19 protein-coding genes and 1 pseudogene are annotated in these 18,713 nt (G+C 65.0%); 11 read left to right on the plus strand and 9 right to left on the minus strand.

Features of this window, described 5'->3' with window-relative positions:
* Together tuf and ABZD10_RS01560 are read left to right on the plus strand one after the other, a co-directional pair.
* Positions 1–141 (plus strand): annotated as a pseudogene (tuf, locus tag ABZD10_RS01555) (elongation factor Tu); the annotation flags it as partial.
* Between the two features lie 342 nt (positions 142–483).
* Entirely contained in the window at positions 484–2,046 is a 1,563-nt protein-coding gene (locus ABZD10_RS01560) for a trimethylamine methyltransferase family protein (RefSeq protein WP_372884345.1), read from the plus strand.
* A 51-nt stretch (positions 2,047–2,097) separates the two neighbouring features.
* Here ABZD10_RS01560 and ABZD10_RS01565 read toward each other — a convergent pair whose 3' ends face one another.
* Positions 2,098–2,421, minus strand: a complete 324-nt coding sequence (locus ABZD10_RS01565; protein WP_372884346.1) for a hypothetical protein — start codon at positions 2,419–2,421, stop codon at positions 2,098–2,100.
* Between the two features lie 200 nt (positions 2,422–2,621).
* On the minus strand, positions 2,622–3,938 hold the full coding sequence (locus tag ABZD10_RS01570) for a replication-associated recombination protein A (RefSeq protein ID WP_372884347.1): 1,317 nt from the start codon (positions 3,936–3,938) through the stop codon (positions 2,622–2,624).
* Positions 3,939–4,088: 150 nt separating this feature from the next.
* On the opposite strand from ABZD10_RS01570, the gene crcB reads away from it, so the two are divergent.
* The 8 genes from crcB (at position 4,089) to ABZD10_RS01610 (ending at position 11,614) form a co-directional block, all read left to right on the plus strand.
* On the plus strand, positions 4,089–4,466 hold the full coding sequence (crcB, locus tag ABZD10_RS01575) for a fluoride efflux transporter CrcB (protein ID WP_372884348.1): 378 nt from the start codon (positions 4,089–4,091) through the stop codon (positions 4,464–4,466).
* Positions 4,463–5,506, plus strand: a complete 1,044-nt coding sequence (locus ABZD10_RS01580) for an RluA family pseudouridine synthase (protein WP_372884349.1) — start codon at positions 4,463–4,465, stop codon at positions 5,504–5,506. The genes crcB and ABZD10_RS01580 overlap by 4 nt, the downstream gene beginning before the upstream one ends.
* On the plus strand, positions 5,503–6,183 hold the full coding sequence (locus ABZD10_RS01585) for an HAD-IA family hydrolase (RefSeq protein ID WP_372884350.1): 681 nt from the start codon (positions 5,503–5,505) through the stop codon (positions 6,181–6,183). Before ABZD10_RS01580 ends, ABZD10_RS01585 begins: the two co-directional genes overlap by 4 nt.
* Entirely contained in the window at positions 6,180–6,890 is a 711-nt protein-coding gene (locus ABZD10_RS01590) for an ATP12 family chaperone protein (RefSeq protein WP_372884351.1), read from the plus strand. The genes ABZD10_RS01585 and ABZD10_RS01590 overlap by 4 nt, the downstream gene beginning before the upstream one ends.
* A gap of 229 nt (positions 6,891–7,119) precedes the next feature.
* Positions 7,120–8,136, plus strand: coding sequence for an amino acid ABC transporter substrate-binding protein (locus tag ABZD10_RS01595; protein ID WP_372884352.1), 1,017 nt, complete (start codon positions 7,120–7,122; stop codon positions 8,134–8,136).
* Positions 8,137–8,256: 120 nt separating this feature from the next.
* Positions 8,257–9,504, plus strand: a complete 1,248-nt coding sequence (locus ABZD10_RS01600) for an amino acid ABC transporter permease (protein ID WP_372884353.1) — start codon at positions 8,257–8,259, stop codon at positions 9,502–9,504.
* A 1-nt stretch (position 9,505) separates the two neighbouring features.
* Entirely contained in the window at positions 9,506–10,807 is a 1,302-nt protein-coding gene (locus tag ABZD10_RS01605) for an amino acid ABC transporter permease (protein ID WP_372884354.1), read from the plus strand.
* A gap of 15 nt (positions 10,808–10,822) precedes the next feature.
* Positions 10,823–11,614, plus strand: a complete 792-nt coding sequence (locus ABZD10_RS01610; protein ID WP_372884355.1) for an amino acid ABC transporter ATP-binding protein — start codon at positions 10,823–10,825, stop codon at positions 11,612–11,614.
* 57 nt (positions 11,615–11,671) lie between these two features.
* Here the strand turns inward: ABZD10_RS01610 and ABZD10_RS01615 are convergent, their stop codons facing one another.
* The 4 genes from ABZD10_RS01615 to argB are packed head-to-tail and all read right to left on the minus strand — an operon-like array spanning position 11,672 to position 14,519.
* Positions 11,672–12,166, minus strand: coding sequence for a histidine phosphatase family protein (locus ABZD10_RS01615; RefSeq protein WP_372884356.1), 495 nt, complete (start codon positions 12,164–12,166; stop codon positions 11,672–11,674).
* A complete protein-coding gene (locus ABZD10_RS01620; protein WP_372884357.1) occupies positions 12,156–12,815 on the minus strand; it encodes a ferredoxin in 660 nt (219 codons plus the stop codon). The genes ABZD10_RS01615 and ABZD10_RS01620 overlap by 11 nt, the downstream gene beginning before the upstream one ends.
* On the minus strand, positions 12,812–13,606 hold the full coding sequence (locus tag ABZD10_RS01625) for a sterol desaturase family protein (RefSeq protein WP_372884358.1): 795 nt from the start codon (positions 13,604–13,606) through the stop codon (positions 12,812–12,814). Before ABZD10_RS01625 ends, ABZD10_RS01620 begins: the two co-directional genes overlap by 4 nt.
* A gap of 49 nt (positions 13,607–13,655) precedes the next feature.
* The gene (gene argB / locus ABZD10_RS01630; RefSeq protein ID WP_372884359.1) at positions 13,656–14,519 is read right to left on the minus strand and encodes an acetylglutamate kinase; all 864 of its coding nucleotides are present in this window, start codon (positions 14,517–14,519) and stop codon (positions 13,656–13,658) included.
* A 115-nt stretch (positions 14,520–14,634) separates the two neighbouring features.
* On the opposite strand from argB, the gene ABZD10_RS01635 reads away from it, so the two are divergent.
* Entirely contained in the window at positions 14,635–15,366 is a 732-nt protein-coding gene (locus ABZD10_RS01635; RefSeq protein WP_372884360.1) for an SDR family NAD(P)-dependent oxidoreductase, read from the plus strand.
* 63 nt (positions 15,367–15,429) lie between these two features.
* Here ABZD10_RS01635 and yihA read toward each other — a convergent pair whose 3' ends face one another.
* From yihA to yidC, 3 genes are read right to left on the minus strand one after another with little or no spacing between them, the layout of a single operon-like run.
* Entirely contained in the window at positions 15,430–16,083 is a 654-nt protein-coding gene (gene yihA, locus ABZD10_RS01640) for a ribosome biogenesis GTP-binding protein YihA/YsxC (RefSeq protein ID WP_372884361.1), read from the minus strand.
* Complete coding sequence (locus ABZD10_RS01645; protein ID WP_372884362.1) at positions 16,083–16,835, minus strand: MOSC domain-containing protein; 753 nt, start codon at positions 16,833–16,835, stop codon at positions 16,083–16,085. The genes yihA and ABZD10_RS01645 overlap by 1 nt, the downstream gene beginning before the upstream one ends.
* The gene (gene yidC / locus ABZD10_RS01650) at positions 16,835–18,640 is read right to left on the minus strand and encodes a membrane protein insertase YidC (RefSeq protein WP_372884363.1); all 1,806 of its coding nucleotides are present in this window, start codon (positions 18,638–18,640) and stop codon (positions 16,835–16,837) included. Before yidC ends, ABZD10_RS01645 begins: the two co-directional genes overlap by 1 nt.
* Between the last annotated feature and the right edge of the window lie 73 nt (positions 18,641–18,713).

Raw genomic sequence — 18,713 nt, forward strand, 5'->3', positions numbered from 1 at the left:
GAGATGGTGATGCCGGGCGACAACCTGAAGTTCACCGTCGAGCTGATCGCACCGATCGCCATGGAAGACGGTCTGCGTTTCGCCATCCGCGAAGGCGGCCGCACCGTGGGTTCGGGCGTGGTGTCGAAGATCATCGAGTAATCGGGGATCGCGAGACGCGCGAGCAGCCCGTGTCGAAGATAATGGAACAGGCCACCCCGAGGGGTGGCCTTTTTCGTTTCTGCCGGCGGGCATGCGCGGGCAAATCCGGATGCGGCCAATCCGGGGCTTGACCCGCGCCGGTTCCGGGATATCGTTCCCGGACCGTTGAAGACCGCGGGGCTGCTGGCGCGCCACGGATGCGCCGGCGGTGCGCTGAAAGGAACCGGTCGCGGCAGGCTGCTGCCGAGCGGCGGGCCCGCGGAGCTTCGCACTCAAGTCGGCAGGCAGTGAGTCTAAGAGGTGTGTGCCATAATTGTCCCTGAACCCTCTTAGGAGATCATTATGGAAAACGGTTCGAGAAACCCCCGCCGGCGCGGGCGCGGCGATGCGCGTCAGGCACAGGTCACGGCAGATGCCTTTCGGCTGCGCGAAGGCGCAGCAACGCGCCCCGGTTTCGGCTTTCTGAGCGATGCGGATATAGAAGAGTTGAAAACCCGCGCCCTGGCGCTGCTGTCGGATTACGGGGTCACCGTGATCCACCCCGAGGCGGTGCGGGCGCTCTGCGCGCAGGGGGCCAAGCCGGGGACCGGCGCCGATCGCTTCCTGCTGCCGCGCGAACTGGTCGAAGAGGCGCTGGCGGCAACGCCGAAACAGGTCAACCTGCATGGCAAGTCGCCCGGCCGGCTGATCGCGCTGCCGCGCCGTGACGCGGGTTTCGTCATGCGCACCGGCACCGGGGCCCATGGCTATGTCGACCCCGAAACCTCGGCCTATCGCAACCTTGACCTCAAGGCGGTGCGCGAGATCGGTGCGGTGGCCTCGGGGCTGGACCAGGTGGGGTTCGTCGCGCATCCCTTTGTCGCCGGGGTGCCGGAAATCACCGCCGACGTCCACAGTTTCGCGACCATGGTCAACCACACCGACAAGCATTGCTGGGTCCAGCCCTACAGCAAGGAAAGCGTCGAGTTTCTGATGCAGATCGCCGCCGTTGCCGCAGGTGGCAAGGCGGCGCTGCGGGCGCGCCCGCTGGCCAGCTGCATCACCTGTTCCTTCTCGCCGCTGGAATTCAAATACATGGATACCGAGGTGATCCTTCAGGCCGGGCGCCACGGGCTGCCGATCCATGCCTGCAGCCTGCCCTCGGCCGGGGGCACGGCGCCGCTGTCGACGGCGGGGCTGGTGCTGATGGCCGCCGCCGAGATCCTCGCGATGGTGACCATCGCCCATGTGCTGGCGCCGGGCACGCCGGTGATCGCGACACCGCTGATGTTCACCCTCGACATGCGCACCGGATCGGCCTTGCAGTCGAGCCCCGAGACCCTGCAGGCGGCGAGCATGGCGGTGCAGCTGATGAAACGCGGCTTCGGGCTGGTGACCCATACCTATGGCGCGGGGTCGGACACGCCGGATGCCGACATGCAGTCGATGGCCGAGCGGGCGCTGCTGGCGCAGACCGTTGTGCTGTCGGGGGTCGATATTCTGGGCGGTGTCGGCCAGTTGGAATGCGCCACTGTGCACAGCCCGGTTCAGGCGGTGCTCGACAATGAGATCGGCGCCATGCTGCGGCGCTTCATCGAACGCCCCGAGATCGACGGCACGGCCCTGAACTGGGAGGAGGTTGCGGCCAAGCCGGCGGGCGGTCATTTTCTCGACAGCCCGCATACACTGGCGCTGTGCCGCCGCCAGCACCAGCCCGATGTCTTCCTGCGCATGGGGCGCGACGACTACGAGGCCTCGGGGCGGCGCACCGCCTTCGATCAGGCGCGCGACAAGGCGTTGTCACTGATCCGGGCCGCCCCCGAAGAGGGGCTTCTGAGCGCCGATCAGCGCCGCGAGATCGAGGCCATCCGGCGGGATGCGGACCGCATCATCCTGGCCAAGGAGAGCGCGACGCAGGTGATCTGACGATCCGCCCGCGACATCCGGCTGCCGCCAGCGGTGGCCGGACAGGGCCTGTCAGTGAAAGCGTTCGCCGAACTTGCTCTCCAGCTGTCGGCAGGGATGGCCGAGAAAGCTGCAGGAACAGATATGGATCTGGCTGTGGCAATCGCTGAGCCAAAGGTGGCCGTCGCCGCGTTTGAGGTAGAAGCCGCGATGGCGCAGCTTGTCGCCGAGCTCGGCCCAGTTGTGCGACCGGTTGAAGACCTCGTCGAGATGGGCGCGCAGCCAGCTGCCCAGTTCGGGGTCGAGTCTCTTGGTGATGCGGGCGCGGGCATAGGCGCGCTGTGCCCCTTGCGGTGTGGCCTGTGGGCAGGGTGCGGCGTGTTCTCCGTCTTTCATCTTGTCTACTCCTCGAAACTGCGCCCGCGCGGCGGATGGCGCGGGGCGACCATGGTCCAGCCTGCGGGGCGAACCCGGCCTTTTTGCGGCATCTTCTTGCAGAATAGGCGCCAAATCGTGAAGAACTTCTTCCCGGGGCGGCGAAATTCCGGGTGCCGGGTGATCTCTTTCCCGCTGCACCTGCCGGGCGCGGTTGGGCGCTATTTTCCGCCTTGCCGCTTGGTCCGCAGGTTGACGAAGAAATCGAGCCGTTTCTTCAGGTCGCGTTCAAAACCGCGTTCCACCGGCAGGTAGTAGACGCCGCGCTTCATGCCGTCGGGGAAGTAGTTCTGCCCCGAGAACCCGTCTTCGGCGTCATGGTCATAGCGATAGCCGTCGCCATAGCCCTGATCCTTCATCAGCGCGGTCGGGGCGTTGAGAATATGCTTCGGCGGCGGTTCCGACCCGGTGGTGCGGGCCGCCTTCATCGCCTTCTTGTAGGCGACATAGGCGGCGTTCGATTTCGGGGCCAGCGCCAGGTAGATCACCGCCTGGGCCAGCGCCAGCTCGCCCTCGGGGCTGCCGAGCCGTTCGTAGCTGTTCCAGGCCTCGAGGCAGACGCCCTGCGCGCGCGGATCGGCAAGCCCGATATCCTCGACCGCCATGCGGGTCAGGCGCCGGGCCAGGAAACGCGGATCCTCGCCGCCCTGAAGCATGCGGGCGAACCAGTAGAGCGCCCCGTCCGGGTCCGACCCGCGCACCGATTTGTGGAGCGCGGAAATCAGGTTGTAATGGGCGTCGCCCGACTTGTCGTACTGCGCCGCGCGCCGGGTCAGCCGGGCGGCAAGCTGGTCGCGGTCCAGTGGCTTGGCCACCGTCCAGGCCGCCACCTGTTCGACGAGGTTGAGCAGGGCGCGGCCATCGCCGTCGGCCATCACCACCAGCGCGTCGCGGGCGCCGGGCTCCAGAGGCAGCACCTTGCCGATCTCGCCTTCGGCGCGGGTCATCATCGCAGCCAGCGCGCTGTCGTCGAGCCGGTTCAGCACCAGCACCTGGCTGCGGCTGAGAAGCGCGGCGTTGAGCTCGAACGACGGGTTCTCGGTGGTCGCCCCGACCAGCACGATGGTGCCGTCTTCCATATGCGGCAGGAAGCCGTCCTGCTGGGCCTTGTTGAAACGGTGGATCTCGTCGACGAAAAGCAGCGTGCCCTGTCCGTTGCGGTGCCGCAGCCGCGCCGCCTCGAAGACCTTGCGCAGTTCGGGCACGCCGGTGAAGATGGCGCTGATCTGGACGAAATGCAGGTCGGTCTCGCGCGCCAGCAGCCGCGCGATGGTGGTCTTGCCGACCCCCGGCGGCCCCCACAGCACCAGCGAGGACAGGCTGCCCGATGCCAGCATGATGCCCAGCGGCCCCTCCGGGCCCAGCAGGTGATCCTGGCCGATAACCTCGGACAGCGCCGCCGGGCGCAGCTTGTCGGCCAGCGGGCGTTGCGCCGGTTCGGGCGCGGCGGGGGAAAGGGATTCGAACAGATCGGTCATCGCGGCGAATCTAGCCTTTCGTCCCGGCAATGGAAAACCGAGATTGCCGGTGGCGGAAAATTCCCGTCAAAGCGCCGGCAAGCGCGGGGCAGGGGGCCGCGCCGGTGGTGATTGCTTGACAATTGCCTCCCGCCGGGTGACAGACGCGGCATGTTTTCAAGCCTGATATATGTCGCCCTTGGCGGTGCCGCCGGCGCCACGCTGCGCTATCTGACCGGCCTTTGGGTGCTGCGTCTGGTCGGGCCCGGCTTTCCGATGGGGATCATCACAGTGAATATCGTCGGTTCGTTCCTGATGGGGCTCTGCGCGACGGTCGCGTCACAGCGCGGGTTTGCGCCTCTGTCGCCGCTGGTGATGACCGGCTTTCTCGGCGGGTTCACCACTTTTTCGGCCTTTTCGCTCGAGGCGGTGACGCTGTTCGAACGCGGCGAGATTGGGGCCGCCGCCGCCTATGTGGCGATCTCGGTGATCGGGTCGCTGGCGGCGCTGATGCTGGGGCTCTGGGTGATGCGGGGGGTATTGGCATGAGCGGTGTCCAGACACTGACCGTGGCGGCCGAGGATGGCGACCAGCGGCTTGACCGCTGGCTGCGCCGGCAGTTTCCGCAGCTCAACCAGGTGCGCATCGAGAAGATGTGCCGCAAGGGCGAATTGCGGGTCGATGGCGGGCGGGTGAAGCCGGCCACCCGGCTCGAGCCGGGCCAGACGGTGCGCATTCCGCCGCTGCCGGCCCCCGGCCCGCGCCCGGATGCGGTGCCGGCCAAGGTCTCGCAGGCCGATGCCCGGATGATCCGCGACTGCGTGATCTACAAGGACGACCACGTGATCGCGCTGAACAAGCCGCCGGGGCTGGCGACCCAGGGGGGCAGCAGGCAGACACGCCATGTGGATGGTCTGGCCGATGCCCTGCGGTTCGATCTCGACGAGAAACCGCGGCTGGTGCACCGGCTCGACAAGGATACCTCGGGCGTGTTGCTGCTGGCGCGCAGCCGCAAGGCGGCGCAGGGTCTGACCGCGGCCATGCGCCACAAGGAGACCCGCAAGATCTATTGGGCCGTGGTCGCCGGCGTGCCGACCCCCTATCTGGGCGAGATCAAATATGGTCTGGTCAAGGCGCCGGGACATGGCCGCCGGGGCGAGGCGGAAAAGATGATCTGCCTGCATCCGCGCGACGTCGAAGGCACCCCCGGCGCCAAGCGGGCGATCACCCAATATGCGACGCTCTACCGCGTGGCCAGCCGCGCCGCCTGGGTGGCGATGGAGCCGATCACCGGGCGCACCCACCAGTTGCGGGCGCATATGGCCGAGATCGGCCACCCGATCGTCGGTGACGGCAAATACGGCGGCTCGGGGCAGGAAAACCTTGGCGATGGCTGGGGGGCGAAACTGGGCGGCATCATCTCGAACAAGCTGCACCTGCATGCGCGCAGCATGAGTTTCGAACACCCCGTGACCCGCAAGTCGATCCGGGTCGAGGCCGCGTTGCCCGAACATATGGCCCATACTTTCGATACCTTCGGCTGGACCGCCGACCTGGCCGCCGAGGATCCCTTCGAGGAGCTGCGATGAGCGATCTGCACCTCGTGGTGTTCGATGTCGACGGCACGCTGGTCGACAGCCAGGCCGATATCCTGGCCTCGATGGCGGCGGCCTTCGGTGCGCTCGGGCTCGACGTGCCGCTGCGCGAGGCGGTGCTGGGCATCGTCGGCCTTTCGCTCGACGTGGCGATGGCGCGGCTGGCGCCCGACCAGCCGGCCGGGACCCACCGCCAGCTCGAAGCGGCCTACAAGCAGGCCTATATGGAGCTGCGCGCCGACAAGGGCAGCCTGCTGTCGTCGCCGCTGTATCCCGGTGCCGCCGAGATGCTGGCGCGTCTCGACGCGGTGCCCGAGATCCTGCTCGGGCTGGCGACCGGAAAGTCGCGGCGCGGCCTCGACAAGCTGCTCGAGGGGCACGACATGCAAAGGCTGTTCGTGACCCAGCAGGTGGCCGATTTTCACCCCTCCAAGCCGCATCCATCGATGCTGAAGGCGGCGCTGGACGAGACCGGGGTCGCTGCCGAACGGGCGGTGATGATCGGCGACACCAGCTTCGACATGGAAATGGCGCGGGCGGCGGGGCTGCCCGCGATCGGCGTGAGCTGGGGCTATCATCCGACCGGGGCGCTGGACCTGGCGGACGTGATCATTGACGAGTTTGACGCATTGCCGTCGGCTTTGCAGACAATCTGGGGACGCGAGATATGAGTGGCTGGGCACGCAAACGCTTTTGGAAAGAGGCCTGGGCCGAACAGGAAGGCGACAGCTGGCTGGTCAAGCTGGACGGGCGCGCGGTGAAGACGCCGGCCAAGGCGCCGCTGGCTCTGCCCACCCCCGGCCTGGCCGAGGCCGTCGTCGCCGAATGGCAGGCGCAGGAAGGCGAACTTGACCCGCTGTCGATGCCGGTGACGCGTTCGGCCAATGCCGCGATCGACAAGGTCGCGCATCAGCATGGCGAGGTGGCCGAGATGATCGCGGACTATGGCGGATCGGACCTCTTGTGCTATCGCGCCACCCAGCCCGAGGCGCTGATCGCGCGACAGGCCGAAGCCTGGGATCCGCTTCTGGACTGGGCCGCCGAGACCCTAAAGGCCCGGCTGCACCCCGTAAGCGGGGTGATGTTCGCGCCGCAGGACGAAGCGGCGCTGAAGAACCTGCGCCAGCGGGTGCATGACCTGACCAATTTCGAACTGGCGGCGTTTCACGATCTGGTCGGGCTTTCAGGCTCGCTGGTCCTGGGGTTTGCCGCGGTGCATGGCCATCTGCCGGTTGCGGATCTGTGGCGACTGTCACGGCTCGACGAGGACTGGCAGGCCGAGCAATGGGGCGCCGACGAAGAGGCCGAAGCGCAGGCAAAAGCCAAGCAGGAGGCTTTTTTCCACGCCGACAGATTCTTTCGGATGTCGCGGAAATAACCTGATTTCTCATATGGTTGCCCTAGGGTAAAGGGCGTCTGGGGTCATCAAGAATTATTGAGCGGCGAGTGATTGTTTTCGCTGATAGGCCCCTTGACGTTTCGTGATGAATCCCCCCAGAATGATCCAGTTCAAGAGGATGACACCTCTTGGAAGTGTTAAAACCGGCCATCTTTGGTCGGAAAACAGGCACCCAGACAATGGGTGATCCATCAGGGAAGAGGATAAAATGAAAAAATCCGTAATTTTTGGTGCGCTGACTGTGGCTGGCCTTGCTGCTGGCGCGGCTGCTGCGGGCACGCTTGATGACGTGAAGGCGCGCGGCAAGCTGAACTGCGGCGTCACCACCGGTCTGGTCGGCTTTGCCGCGCCTGACGCGAACGGTCACTGGGACGGTTTCGACGTCGGTGTCTGCCGCGCCGTGGCCGCAGCCGTGCTGGGCGATTCGGAAGCGGTCGAGTTCGTGCCGACCACCGGCAAGACCCGTTTCACCGCCCTGGCGTCGGGCGAGATCGACATGCTGGCACGTAACACCACCTGGACCTTCTCGCGCGATGTGGACCTCAAGTTCACCTTCGTCGGCGTGAACTACTATGACGGTCAGGGCTTTATGGTTCCGGCCGAACTGGGCGTGTCTTCGGCCAAGGATCTGGACGGGGCCACCGTCTGCATCCAGACCGGCACCACCACCGAGCTGAACCTGGCGGACTTCTTCCGCGCCAACAACATCAGCTACGAACCGGTTCCGATCGAAACCAACGCCGAAGCGCAGCAGCAGTATCTGGCCGGCGCCTGTGACGTCTATACCACCGACGCCTCGGGTCTGGCCGCGACCCGCGCCACTTTCGAAAACCCCGGCGCGCATGTCCTGCTGCCCGAGATCATCTCGAAAGAGCCGCTCGGCCCGCTTGTCCGCCACGGCGACGACAACTGGGGTGACGTGGTGCGCTGGACGCTCAACGCGCTGATCACCGCCGAAGAGCTGGGCGTGACCTCGGCCAACATCGGCGAAATGGCCTCGGGTTCCAACAACCCCGAAGTCGCCCGCCTGCTGGGCACCGAAGGCAGCCTTGGCGAAATGCTGGGTCTCTCGGCTGACTGGGCCAAGAACGCGATCATGGCCGGCGGCAACTATGGCGAGCTTTACGAGAAGAACATCGGTGAAAGCACGCCGATCGGTCTCGCACGCGGCCTGAACGCACAGTGGACCGACGGCGGTCTGATCTACTCGCCGCCCTTCCGCTAAAATACTCTGACGAAGGGCGCGGAGACCACTCCGCGCCCTTCTCACTTAATACAGTTCTAAACATCGGCCACCGGCAAAAAGCCACATAAAAACAAGGCCGAGCAACGGGGAACTACCCAGATGACAACTCTCACCGACCCTCCCAAGGAGTCGTTTCGGCTAGGCATGCTGATTTACGACACCCGGTATCGCTCGATGACCATTCAGGCCGTCGCGATGCTCGGGTTCATGCTGCTGGCCGCATGGCTAATCAACAACACGCTCACCAATCTCAACACGCTGGGCAAGCCGATCGACCTCGGGTTCCTTGGCGAGCCCGCAAGCTATGACATCAACCAGCGGCTGCTGGACTACAACAGTCGCGACACCCATTTGCGGGCTGCCTTCATCGGCATTCTCAACACGCTTCTGGTGGCCGTGCTCGGCTGTCTGGCGGCCACGGTGATCGGGGTTCTGGTCGGCGTTCTGCGCCTGTCCAAGAACTGGCTGGTCGCCCGGATCATGACCGTCTATGTCGAGACCTTCCGCAACGTTCCGGTGCTGCTCTGGATCGTGCTCGCGCTGGCGATCGTGACCGAGGCGACACCGCATCCCCGTACCTACAAGGGGGTCGAGACCGGGTGGTTCATCATCACCAATCGCGGCGCCTATCTGCCCGAGGCGCTGTTTTCGCGCAGTCTTGGCGACATCCACCTGTTCGGCGCCTCGAGCCTGCGGTTCGACGTTTCGCTTGATCTGATCGTGCTGCTCGTGGTTCTCGCCGCGTCGATCTTCGGCGTCCGCAAGGTCAATGCGCGCGCCAACAGGATCCAGGCGTCGACCGGAGACCGGCCCACGACATGGCATGTCAACCTGGCGATCGTCTTCGTGCCGCTGATCGTGGTTCTGACCGCTCTCGGTTTCCATCTCGGCTATGCCGAGCTCAAGGGGTTCAACTTCAAGGGCGGCACCCATCTTCGCAACTCGCTGATCGCGCTCTGGGCGGCGCTGAGCCTCTATACGGCGGCCTTCATCGCCGAGATCGTGCGCGGCGGCATCCTGGCCATCAGCCACGGCCAGACCGAGGCCGCCAGCGCTCTGGGTCTGCGCCCCAACAAGACCATGCGGCTGGTGATCCTGCCGCAGGCGCTGCGGGTCATCATCCCGCCGATGATCTCGAACTATCTGAACCTGACCAAGAACTCGTCGCTGGCGATTGCGGTCGGTTACATGGACATCACCGGCACGCTGGGGGGCATCACCATGAACCAGACCGGCCGCGAGCTGGAATGCGTTCTCATGCTGATGGGCTGCTATCTGCTGATCAGCTTGAGCATTTCGGCGGTGATGAACTGGTACAACACCCGCGTCGCATTGGTGGAGAGATAAGATGACACAACAAGCATTTGTCCGCACCGAAATGCTGCCGGAAAAGGTACCTCCGGCCTCGACGGTGGGTGTTGTCGGCTGGTTGCGTGAAAACCTGTTCTCGAGCTGGGGAAACTCGGTCCTGACCGTGATTTCGCTGGCCGCCATCTGGTATGTCTTCTCGGGGGTTCTGCCCTGGATCTTCCAGTCGGTCTCGGGCACCGCCTCGCTGACCGAATGTCGCGAGGTGATGAACGAAACCTGGGGCAGCACCCATGGCCATGCCTGCTGGAGCGTCGTCAACGAACGCTGGCTACAGCTGCTTTACGGCTTCTATCCCGACCATCTTTACTGGCGGGTCAACCTGGCACTGGTGCTGACCCTGCTCGCCCTGGCGCCGGTCCTGTTCTCGCAGCAGATGCCCCGCCAGATGATCTGGCTGACCGCGCTCTACCCGTTCATCATGCCCTGGCTGCTGTGGGGCGGGTCGATCTGGGGGCCGGTGATGGTCGCGCTGGGCTTCCTGCTCGGCTATGCCGCCTACCGCATTCTCGAACCGATCGCCGGCTCGCTGGTCGCGGTGATCGCCGCCATCGCGGCTCCGGTGGCCTGGTGGTTTCTGTTGTCGGGCTCTGCCGCAGGTGCCATCGACGGGCTTGTTCCGCTTGGTATCGAGGCGGTGGAAAGCCGCAAGTTCGGCGGCTTCATGCTGGCCGTGCTGCTGGGCATCGTCGCCATCGGCTGCTCGTTGCCGATCGGCATCGTCTTGGCGCTGGGCCGCCAGTCCGACCTGATGCTGGTCAAGGCGCTCTGTGTCGGCTTCATCGAGTTCATTCGTGGCGTGCCACTGATCACGCTCCTGTTCGTGGCCTCGCTGCTGCTGAACCTCTTCCTGCCGCCGGGCACCAATTTCGACATCATCCTGCGGGTGATGATCATGATGACCCTCTTCGCTGCCGCCTATATGGCCGAGGTGATCCGGGGTGGTCTCGCCGCCCTGCCCAAGGGCCAGTACGAGGGCGCCGATTCGCTCGGGCTCAACTATTGGCAGGCCCAGCGGCTGATCATCATGCCGCAGGCTCTGAAAATCTCGATTCCGGGCATCGTCAGCACCTTTATCGGCATCTTCAAGGACACCACCCTTGTGTCGATCATCGGCTTGTTCGACGTGATCGGGCTGGCCGGCGCCATCCGCGCCGACACCGCATGGAACGGCATCTACTGGGAACTCTTCGCCTTTATCGCGCTGTTGTTCTTCATCGTCTGTTTCTCCATGTCCCGCTATTCCATGTACCTGGAGCGCAAGCTTCATACAGGTCACTAACAAGGAGTTCTGCAAATGTCTGAACTTATGACTGACCGTCAAATCGACCGCTCCAAGATGCATGTCTCGGACAATGTCGCGATCGAAATCAACAATATGAACAAGTGGTACGGCACCTTCCACGTGCTGCGCGACATCAACCTCACGGTGAACGAAGGCGAGCGGATCGTCATCGCCGGCCCCTCGGGGTCGGGCAAATCGACCCTGATCCGCTGTATCAACCGGCTGGAAGAGCATCAGCAGGGGCAGATCATCGTCGACGGGACCGAGCTGACCTCGGATCTGAAGAACATCGACAAGATCCGTTCCGAGGTTGGCATGTGCTTCCAGCACTTCAACCTGTTCCCGCATCTGACGATTCTCGAAAACTGCACGCTGGCGCCGATCTGGGTGCGCAAGACGCCCCGCAAGGAGGCCGAGGAAACGGCGATGCACTTCCTCGAGAAGGTGAAGATCCCCGAGCAGGCCGACAAATATCCCGGCCAGCTTTCGGGCGGTCAGCAGCAGCGGGTGGCAATCGCGCGCTCGCTGTGCATGCGGCCGCGCATCATGCTGTTCGACGAGCCGACCTCGGCGCTTGACCCCGAGATGATCAAAGAGGTGCTCGACACCATGATCGAGCTTGCCGAAGAGGGCATGACCATGCTCTGCGTGACCCACGAGATGGGCTTTGCCCGTCAGGTGGCGAACCGGGTGATCTTCATGGATCAGGGCCAGATCGTGGAACAGAACGAACCCGAAGAGTTCTTCAACAATCCCAAGAGCGAACGCACCAAGCTGTTCCTCAGCCAGATTCTCGGCCATTGATCAGGCGCCGAGCGGCAGCAAGACCAAGTGGAAAAGGCGGGCTGGGCCCGCCTTTTTCTATTCCAGCAACTCGCGCGGCGTCTTGAAGGCGACCACCCTGCCGCTGGCGGGCCCGACCGCGCCCCAGTCGGCCGCGTCGAAGGCAAAGACGGTGGTGGCGCAGGTCGGGTAGTCGCGAAAGCGCGGATGGTCCGGCGGCGCAATGGCAAGGGCCTCGGCCAGCATCGCGATGCCGGGGTTGTGGCCGATCATCAGCACCGTTGCTGCGCTGACCTCCTTCAGGGCCGAGAGCATGCGCGCCGCACTGGCGTGATAGAGGGCGTCGCTGAAGATCACCGCGCCGCCCATGGCCGCCAGTTCGCGGGTTTCGCGGGTGCGCGCCGAGGATGAACACAGCGTCTGCTCGGGCAGATGCCCGGTCTCGCGCAGCCATTTGCCCATGGCAACGGCCGAAGCGCGGCCGCGCGCGTTCAGGACCCGGTCGAAATCGGTCAGAAGCGGGTCGTCCCAGCTGGATTTCGCGTGACGCATCAGGATCAGTTCAAGGGGCATTGTCGAGAAACACCTTCATGTGAAAGGCCGATTGCGCCTCGGCCCTGCCATGGCCCCCCGAGACCGGACAGGCCCGGCGCGCGGCGCAGCCCCGGATCGCGCAGGGGTGCGCTTGCCGGCTGCGGATTTCGGCGGTGCAGGCGGGAACATCGTATTGGCCGCCGGCAAAGGCATCGACCGGGCAGGCCTCGAGGCAGGGTTTTGCAGCGCAGGTCGCGCAGGGGGACGGCGCGGCGGCGGGCAGGTCGAGAACCTGCGGCAGGGCCAGCGCGCCGCGAAAAGACACGAACAGCCCGGCGGTGTCATGCACCAGCAGGTTGATCGGCGATCTGTGGCAGCGTCCGCTGCGCAGCGCCCAGTCGAAGAACGGCTGGTAGGGCGGGCCGGTAAAGGGGAACAGGGGCTGGGCATTGAAGGCCGCCGCCAGCCCGGTGACAACCCGCGCCGACCAGCGGTCGACCGGGTTGGGCTCACCGTCGCGAAACTCCCTGTCACGGGTGAAATACCGCCAGTATCCGGGCTCCTTCGGGCCCAGCAGCAAGAGGGTGCCGATCCCTTGCAGGCCATGGTCCTGCGGGCTCGGGTGGAAGCCCCCGAGGATGTCCAGATGCCGCTCGGCGGCGGTGCGGGCAATCAGATCGTACATCATTTCTTCCGGAACGGCAGGGACAGGCTCCAGCCAAGCCGGGCGGGGCGGTCGTCCTGCCAGCCAAGGCCGATGGTCATGCCCTCATGGCCCGCCTCGGGCTGTGCCACATAGGTGCCGAACAGGCGGTCCCAGAGCGACAGCGCGAAGCCGTAGTTGCTGTCGTGCTCGGCGCGGTGCACCGAATGATGCACGCGGTGCATGTCGGGGGTGACCATCACCAGCCGCAGCGCCGCGTCGAGCCGGCGCGGCAGGGCCAGATTGGCGTGGTTGAACATCGCGGTGCCGTTGAGCAGGATCTCGAACAGGATCACTGCCAGTGCCGAAGGCCCCAGGGCGTAGACCAGCGCGATCTTGAGCAGCATCGACAGCGCGATCTCGACGGGATGAAAGCGGATCGCGGTGGTCACGTCGAAGTCGCGATCCGTGTGGTGCACCCGGTGCAGCCGCCACAGCAGTGGAACCTTGTGGGTGACCAGATGCTGGGCCCAGATCGCCAGGTCGAAGATCAGGATGGCAAGCAGGGTCTCGGCCCAGGGCCAAAGCTCGACCCGGTTGAACAGCCCCCAGCCGAGCCGCGAGGCATCAAGCGCCGCGCCGACGGCGAGAAGCGGCAGCGCCAGCGCCATCAGCCGCAGGGTGACGGTATTGAGCGCCGCGATGGCCCAGTTGGTGAGCCAGCGCCGGCGGCGGCCCTGCACCCGGCGGCGGCGCGGCGCGAGGGTTTCCAGAACCGCGAACAGGGCGAACAGGCTGGCGAAAACGCCCAGTCGGATCAGGCCTTCGTGTTCCATCTCGCCTCCCTGTTAGCCGGGCGCGCCCGAAAGGTTCGTCAGCGGCCGGTCAATCGCCGCGAATGAGAGAGCCCGCCCCATGTTCGGTGAACAGTTCCAGCAGGCAGGCATTGGGGGCCCGGCCATCCAGAATCACCACCGCGCGCACCCCGCCCTCGATCGCGTTCAGCGCGGTTTCGGTCTTCGGGATCATGCCGCCGGCGATGACGCCCTCGGCGGTCAGATCGCGGATCTGCCGGGCCTTGAGTTCGGTCATCACGTCGCCGCTGGCGTCCTTGACCCCGGCGACATCGGTCAACAGCAGCAGGCGGTCGGCCTTGAGCGCGGCGGCGATGGCGCCGGCGGCGGTGTCGCCGTTGATGTTGAATGTCTCGCCGTTGCGGCCCGCGCCCAGGGGGGCGATCACCGGGATGGTGTTCTTGGCAAAGAGGTCGTGCAGCACCTCGGGGTTCATCTCGGCCGGGGTGCCGACAAAGCCCAGATCCGGGTTGGTCTGGTCGCAGATCATCAGGCTGGCGTCCTTGCCCGAAAGGCCGACCGCCTTGCCGCCCTGACTGTTGAGCGCCTGCACGATGCGTTTGTTGACGCGGCCCGAAAGCACCATTTCCACCACTTCGACCGTGGCTTCGTCGGTGACGCGCTTGCCATTGACGAACTCGGACTTGATGGCCAGCTTGTCCAGCATGGCGTTGATCATCGGCCCGCCGCCATGCACGACGACGGGGTGGATGCCGACCATCTGCATCAGGACGACATCGCGCGCGAATTCCTCCATCGCCTCGTCGCTGCCCATGGCATGGCCGCCGAGCTTGATGACGACGATGGCGCCGGTATAGCGCTGCAGATAGGGCAGTGCCTGAGACAGGGTGCGGGCGGTGGCGATCCAGTCGCGGTTCATGTTTTGCTTCTTCATATCCTGTGGTCCTCTTGGATTTTTGTTAGACGCTTGGGCCGGCGGTGCCAAGAGCCCATTGCCAATCCGCGGCATCCGGGTAGGAGTCGAACCTGAGAACAATCGGGGGGCGCGGATGAGCGATTCGAAAACTTTGCTGCTGACCGGGGCGAGCCGGGGCATCGGCCATGCCACGGTGCGGCGCTTCAACCGCGAAGGCTGGCGGGTCATCACCTGTTCGCGCAATGCCTTTCCCGCCGAATGTCCCTGGGGCGGCGGGCAGGAAAACCACGTTCAGATCGACCTTTCGGATCCGGCAGAGACCATCAACGGCATCGGGCTGATCCAGGAAAAGCTTGACGGTCGCCTTGATGCGCTGGTCAACAATGCCGGCATTTCCCCGAAAGGGCCGGGCGGCGAAAGGCTGAGCACGCTGACCACCGACCTTACCGACTGGGGCAAGGTGTTCCACGTCAATTTCTTTGCCTCGGTGGTGCTGGCGCGCGGGCTCAAGGAAGAGCTGGCGGCGGCGAAAGGCTCGGTGGTCAACGTGACCTCGATTGCCGGCAGCCGGGTGCACCCCTTTGCCGGGGCCGCCTATGCCACTTCCAAGGCGGCGCTGGCGGCGCTGACCCGCGAGATGGCACATGACTTCGGCCCGCTCGGGGTGCGCGTCAATGCCATCGCGCCGGGCGAGGTCGAGACCGCGATCCTGTCGCCGGGCACCGAGAAGATCGTCGAAAAACTGCCGATGCAGCGCCTCGGCCAGCCCGAAGAGGTCGCAGCCGCGATCTATTTCCTGTGTTCGGGCGAAAGCAGCTATATTTCCGGGGCCGAGATCGAGGTCAACGGCGCCCAGCACGTCTGAGCGGGGCACGCCGTTGGGCGATGGTCCGGGCGAAACCCCCATGGGGTTTCGGCCCGCTGCCGCTCAGTCGAGCCCGGCGATGATGGCGCGCAGGGTGGCGATGCCGTCGCCTTTTTCCGAGCTGGTCAACACCAGTTCCGGAAAGGCCGCCGGGTGTTTGGCAAGCTTTTCGCGGACCTGCGCCAGAACCTTGGCGCGGTCCTTTTCCTTCACCTTGTCGGCCTTGGTCATCACCACCTGAAAGGTCACGGCGGCGCTGTCCAGAAGCGACATGATCTCTTGGTCCACGTCCTTGATGCCATGGCGCGAGTCGACCAGCACAAAGGCGCGGCGCAGGTTCACCCGGCCCTGCAGGTACTGTTTGAGCAGGCGCTGCCACTTTTCGACCACGGCCAGCGGCGCATTGGCATAGCCATAGCCGGGCAGGTCGACCAGATAGTGGCTGTCGGCAAGGGTGAAGAAGTTCACCTCTTGGGTGCGGCCCGGCGTGTTCGAGGCCCGCGCCAGCCGCGTGCGCCCGGTCAGCGCGTTGATCAGAGAGGATTTGCCGACATTCGAGCGACCGGCAAAACAGACCTCGACCCGGTCCGCGGGGGGCAGGCCGGACATGGCGACAACGCCTTTGAGAAACTCGCTGTTGTTGCCGGCAAACAGCTTGCGGCCCTTTTCGCGGCTGATCTCGTCAGGGTCTTCGGCAAAGGGGAACGGCAGTTGCATCACAGCACCTCGATTTCATCGTCTACGGCAATGTCGCCGCCTTTGACCACCACGGCATGCACGCTCATTTCCTGAATGCCCCAGCCGTCGCGCAGCGCGCCCAATGTGTCGGCGTCGCGCAGGCCGGTGTCCGGGTTGGCCTCGGTCATGCGGCAGCGGGTGATTTCCTTGCGGATAAGGAATTCGGCACTGCCGATGCGGATGTTCTTGCCCACCCAGTCGCGTTCGGCCCAGGGCGCAAGCCCGGCCACCAAGAGGTTGCTGCGCCAGCGCAGCGGGGAAATCTCTCGGCCCAGTTTCTCGCCGACCGCAGCATTGCTGGCCAGGTTCAACAGCGACAGTGACACGGTCTGACTGTCGGTCATGGCGTTGTCGGCCCTGACCACGGATTTCGGGGCCGGGCGTCCCTGGGGGGTGAAATCAGCCAGCCAGTCGATCAGCCGCGCCTGATCTGCCGCGAGATCGGGGTTCACGGTAAGGCCCGGCTTGCCCGGATGGGTGAGCGTCAGCGTGTTTGTGGCCAGATCAAAGCTGGACCTCATCGCCTGCAACAGCGGCGCGCTGGCGCCGCGCGAGAAGTTGCGGCAGCTGTGCCAGCCGTCTTCCGAGGCCCCCAGCTTGGCGGCCTCATGCGCGATGGCCCATTGCCTGTCAAAAGGCAGCCCGCGTCCTGTTTCGACGCGGGCATTGACCATTGGCTCACGGCCATGCGCTTTGATCGGGTGGCGCCAGATCTGCGCAATATGGGCCACTACTTGGCCTTCTTGCGCTTGAAGCCCGACTTGATGTTGCCGAACACATCCGGCTTGTAGCCGTGGGTGCGCATGATGATGTACTGCTGGGTAAAGGTGATCACGTTGTTGGTGATCCAGTACAGCACCAGCCCCGAGGCGAAGCTGCCCAGCATGAACATGAAGACCCAGGGCATCCAGGCAAAGATCATCTGCTGGGTCGGGTCGGTGGGCGCCGGGTTCAGTTTCTGTTGCAGCCACATCGAGATGCCAAGCAGGATCGGCAGCACGCCGAGGCTGATGATGGCCAAAATCGACCCGGCTTCGGGCGTGGCGAAGGGCAGCAGGCCGAAGAGGTTCAGGATCGACGACGGGTCGGGCGCCGAGAGGTCGGTGATCCAGCCCAGCCAGGGCGCGTGGCGCAGTTCCAGCGTCACGAAGATCACCTTGTAGAGCGAGAAGAAGATCGGGATCTGGATCAGGATCGGCAGACAGCCCGAGGCCGGGTTGACCTTTTCCTTCTTGTAAAGCTCCATCATCGACTGCTGCATCTTCTGGCGGTCGTCGCCGGCGGCCTTCTTCAGGGCCTCCATCTGCGGCTGGAGTTCCTTCATCTTGGCCATCGAGGCATAGGATTTATAGGCCAGCGGGAAGACGATCGCCTTGATGATCAGGGTCAGGCCGATGATCGACCAGCCCATGTTGCCGATGACCCCGTTGAGCCAGTGCAGCAGGGAAAAGATCGGCTTGGTCAGGAAGAAGAACCAGCCCCAGTCGATCGAGTCGAGGAAACCGCTGACGCCGCCCTGTTCCTCATAGGCGCGGATGGTCGCCCATTCCTTGGCGCCGGCAAACAGCTGGCTGTCGGCCGAAACGCTGCTGCCCTCGGCCACGGTCAGGGTCGGCATCACCGCCTCGGTCTGGTAGATGTCGCGGCGGTCGTCATATTTGACCACCGATTTGAAGGCGCTGGTCTGCGACGGGATCAGGGTCGCCATCCAGTAGTGGTCGGTGAAGCCGATCCAGCCCTTTTCGCCGACCTGGGTGACCTTGGCCTTGGCGCCCTCGCGCGGGTCGAATTCGTAGTCGGCGACATCGCCGTAATCGATTTCCGACAATTCGCCATCGGCCATGCCGACGACGCCCTCATGCAGGATGAAGAAGTTTTTCAGCTCGGCCGGCTCGCCATGGCGCGCCAGAATGCCATAGGGCGCCAGCGCGACGGTGCCGGCGCCGGTGTTCTCGACCGACTGCTTGACGGAGAACATGTAGTTTTCGTCGACCGAGATCGCGCGGCGGAAGACCAGGCCGGCGCCGTTGTCCCAGACCAGCGTGACCGGCGTCTTGCTGGTCAGCTTGTCGCCGGATTCGACGCTCCAGACGGTGTTGGCGCCGGGGACCGCGTCCAGCGTCAGGCCGGCGCCGGGCGCCCAGCCGTAAAGCGCGTAATAGGCGTTCGCCGCGCCCTTGGGCGACAGCAGGGTCACGATCGGCGCCCCCTTTTCAAGAGTGGCCCGGTAATCGGCCAGCCGCAGATCGTCGATCCGCCCGCCGAGCAGCGAGATCGAGCCGCTGAGCCGCGCGGTTTCGATCTTGACGCGCGGCGCGTCCGCCCCTTCGGCCGCGTCGGCGGTCGCCGGGGTGGCGCTGGCCGGGGCCGCCGCCGGGGTGCTGCCGGCCACAGGCGCCTGCGCCTCGCTGGTCACGGCGACCGCGTTGGGGTCTTCCACCGGCTGTTCCGGCGGCGGGAACAACAGAAACCAGACCAAAATCACCGCGAAACTCAGCGCGGTCGCAAGGATGAGGTTCTTGTTCTGATCGTCCATTGCCTGGGGCCACCTGTCTTTGAAACGTTGGGGTGGTTCAACAGAGGTGTGGCCCAAAGGTCAAGCGGATTCC

The sequence above is a fragment of the Shimia sp. genome (assembly GCF_041624275.1).
In the GTDB taxonomy this organism is placed as follows: Bacteria; Pseudomonadota; Alphaproteobacteria; order Rhodobacterales; family Rhodobacteraceae; genus Shimia.

Coding starts and splice junctions, on each gene's coding strand:
- ABZD10_RS01560 (WP_372884345.1), top strand. CDS start 484: ATGGAAAACGGTTCGAGAAACCCCCGCCGGCGCGGGCGCGGCGATGCG.
- ABZD10_RS01565 (WP_372884346.1), bottom strand. CDS start 2,421: ATGAAAGACGGAGAACACGCCGCACCCTGCCCACAGGCCACACCGCAA.
- ABZD10_RS01570 (WP_372884347.1), bottom strand. CDS start 3,938: ATGACCGATCTGTTCGAATCCCTTTCCCCCGCCGCGCCCGAACCGGCG.
- crcB (WP_372884348.1), top strand. CDS start 4,089: ATGTTTTCAAGCCTGATATATGTCGCCCTTGGCGGTGCCGCCGGCGCC.
- ABZD10_RS01580 (WP_372884349.1), top strand. CDS start 4,463: ATGAGCGGTGTCCAGACACTGACCGTGGCGGCCGAGGATGGCGACCAG.
- ABZD10_RS01585 (WP_372884350.1), top strand. CDS start 5,503: ATGAGCGATCTGCACCTCGTGGTGTTCGATGTCGACGGCACGCTGGTC.
- ABZD10_RS01590 (WP_372884351.1), top strand. CDS start 6,180: ATGAGTGGCTGGGCACGCAAACGCTTTTGGAAAGAGGCCTGGGCCGAA.
- ABZD10_RS01595 (WP_372884352.1), top strand. CDS start 7,120: ATGAAAAAATCCGTAATTTTTGGTGCGCTGACTGTGGCTGGCCTTGCT.
- ABZD10_RS01600 (WP_372884353.1), top strand. CDS start 8,257: ATGACAACTCTCACCGACCCTCCCAAGGAGTCGTTTCGGCTAGGCATG.
- ABZD10_RS01605 (WP_372884354.1), top strand. CDS start 9,506: ATGACACAACAAGCATTTGTCCGCACCGAAATGCTGCCGGAAAAGGTA.
- ABZD10_RS01610 (WP_372884355.1), top strand. CDS start 10,823: ATGTCTGAACTTATGACTGACCGTCAAATCGACCGCTCCAAGATGCAT.
- ABZD10_RS01615 (WP_372884356.1), bottom strand. CDS start 12,166: ATGCCCCTTGAACTGATCCTGATGCGTCACGCGAAATCCAGCTGGGAC.
- ABZD10_RS01620 (WP_372884357.1), bottom strand. CDS start 12,815: ATGATGTACGATCTGATTGCCCGCACCGCCGCCGAGCGGCATCTGGAC.
- ABZD10_RS01625 (WP_372884358.1), bottom strand. CDS start 13,606: ATGGAACACGAAGGCCTGATCCGACTGGGCGTTTTCGCCAGCCTGTTC.
- argB (WP_372884359.1), bottom strand. CDS start 14,519: ATGAAGAAGCAAAACATGAACCGCGACTGGATCGCCACCGCCCGCACC.
- ABZD10_RS01635 (WP_372884360.1), top strand. CDS start 14,635: ATGAGCGATTCGAAAACTTTGCTGCTGACCGGGGCGAGCCGGGGCATC.
- yihA (WP_372884361.1), bottom strand. CDS start 16,083: ATGCAACTGCCGTTCCCCTTTGCCGAAGACCCTGACGAGATCAGCCGC.
- yidC (WP_372884363.1), bottom strand. CDS start 18,640: ATGGACGATCAGAACAAGAACCTCATCCTTGCGACCGCGCTGAGTTTC.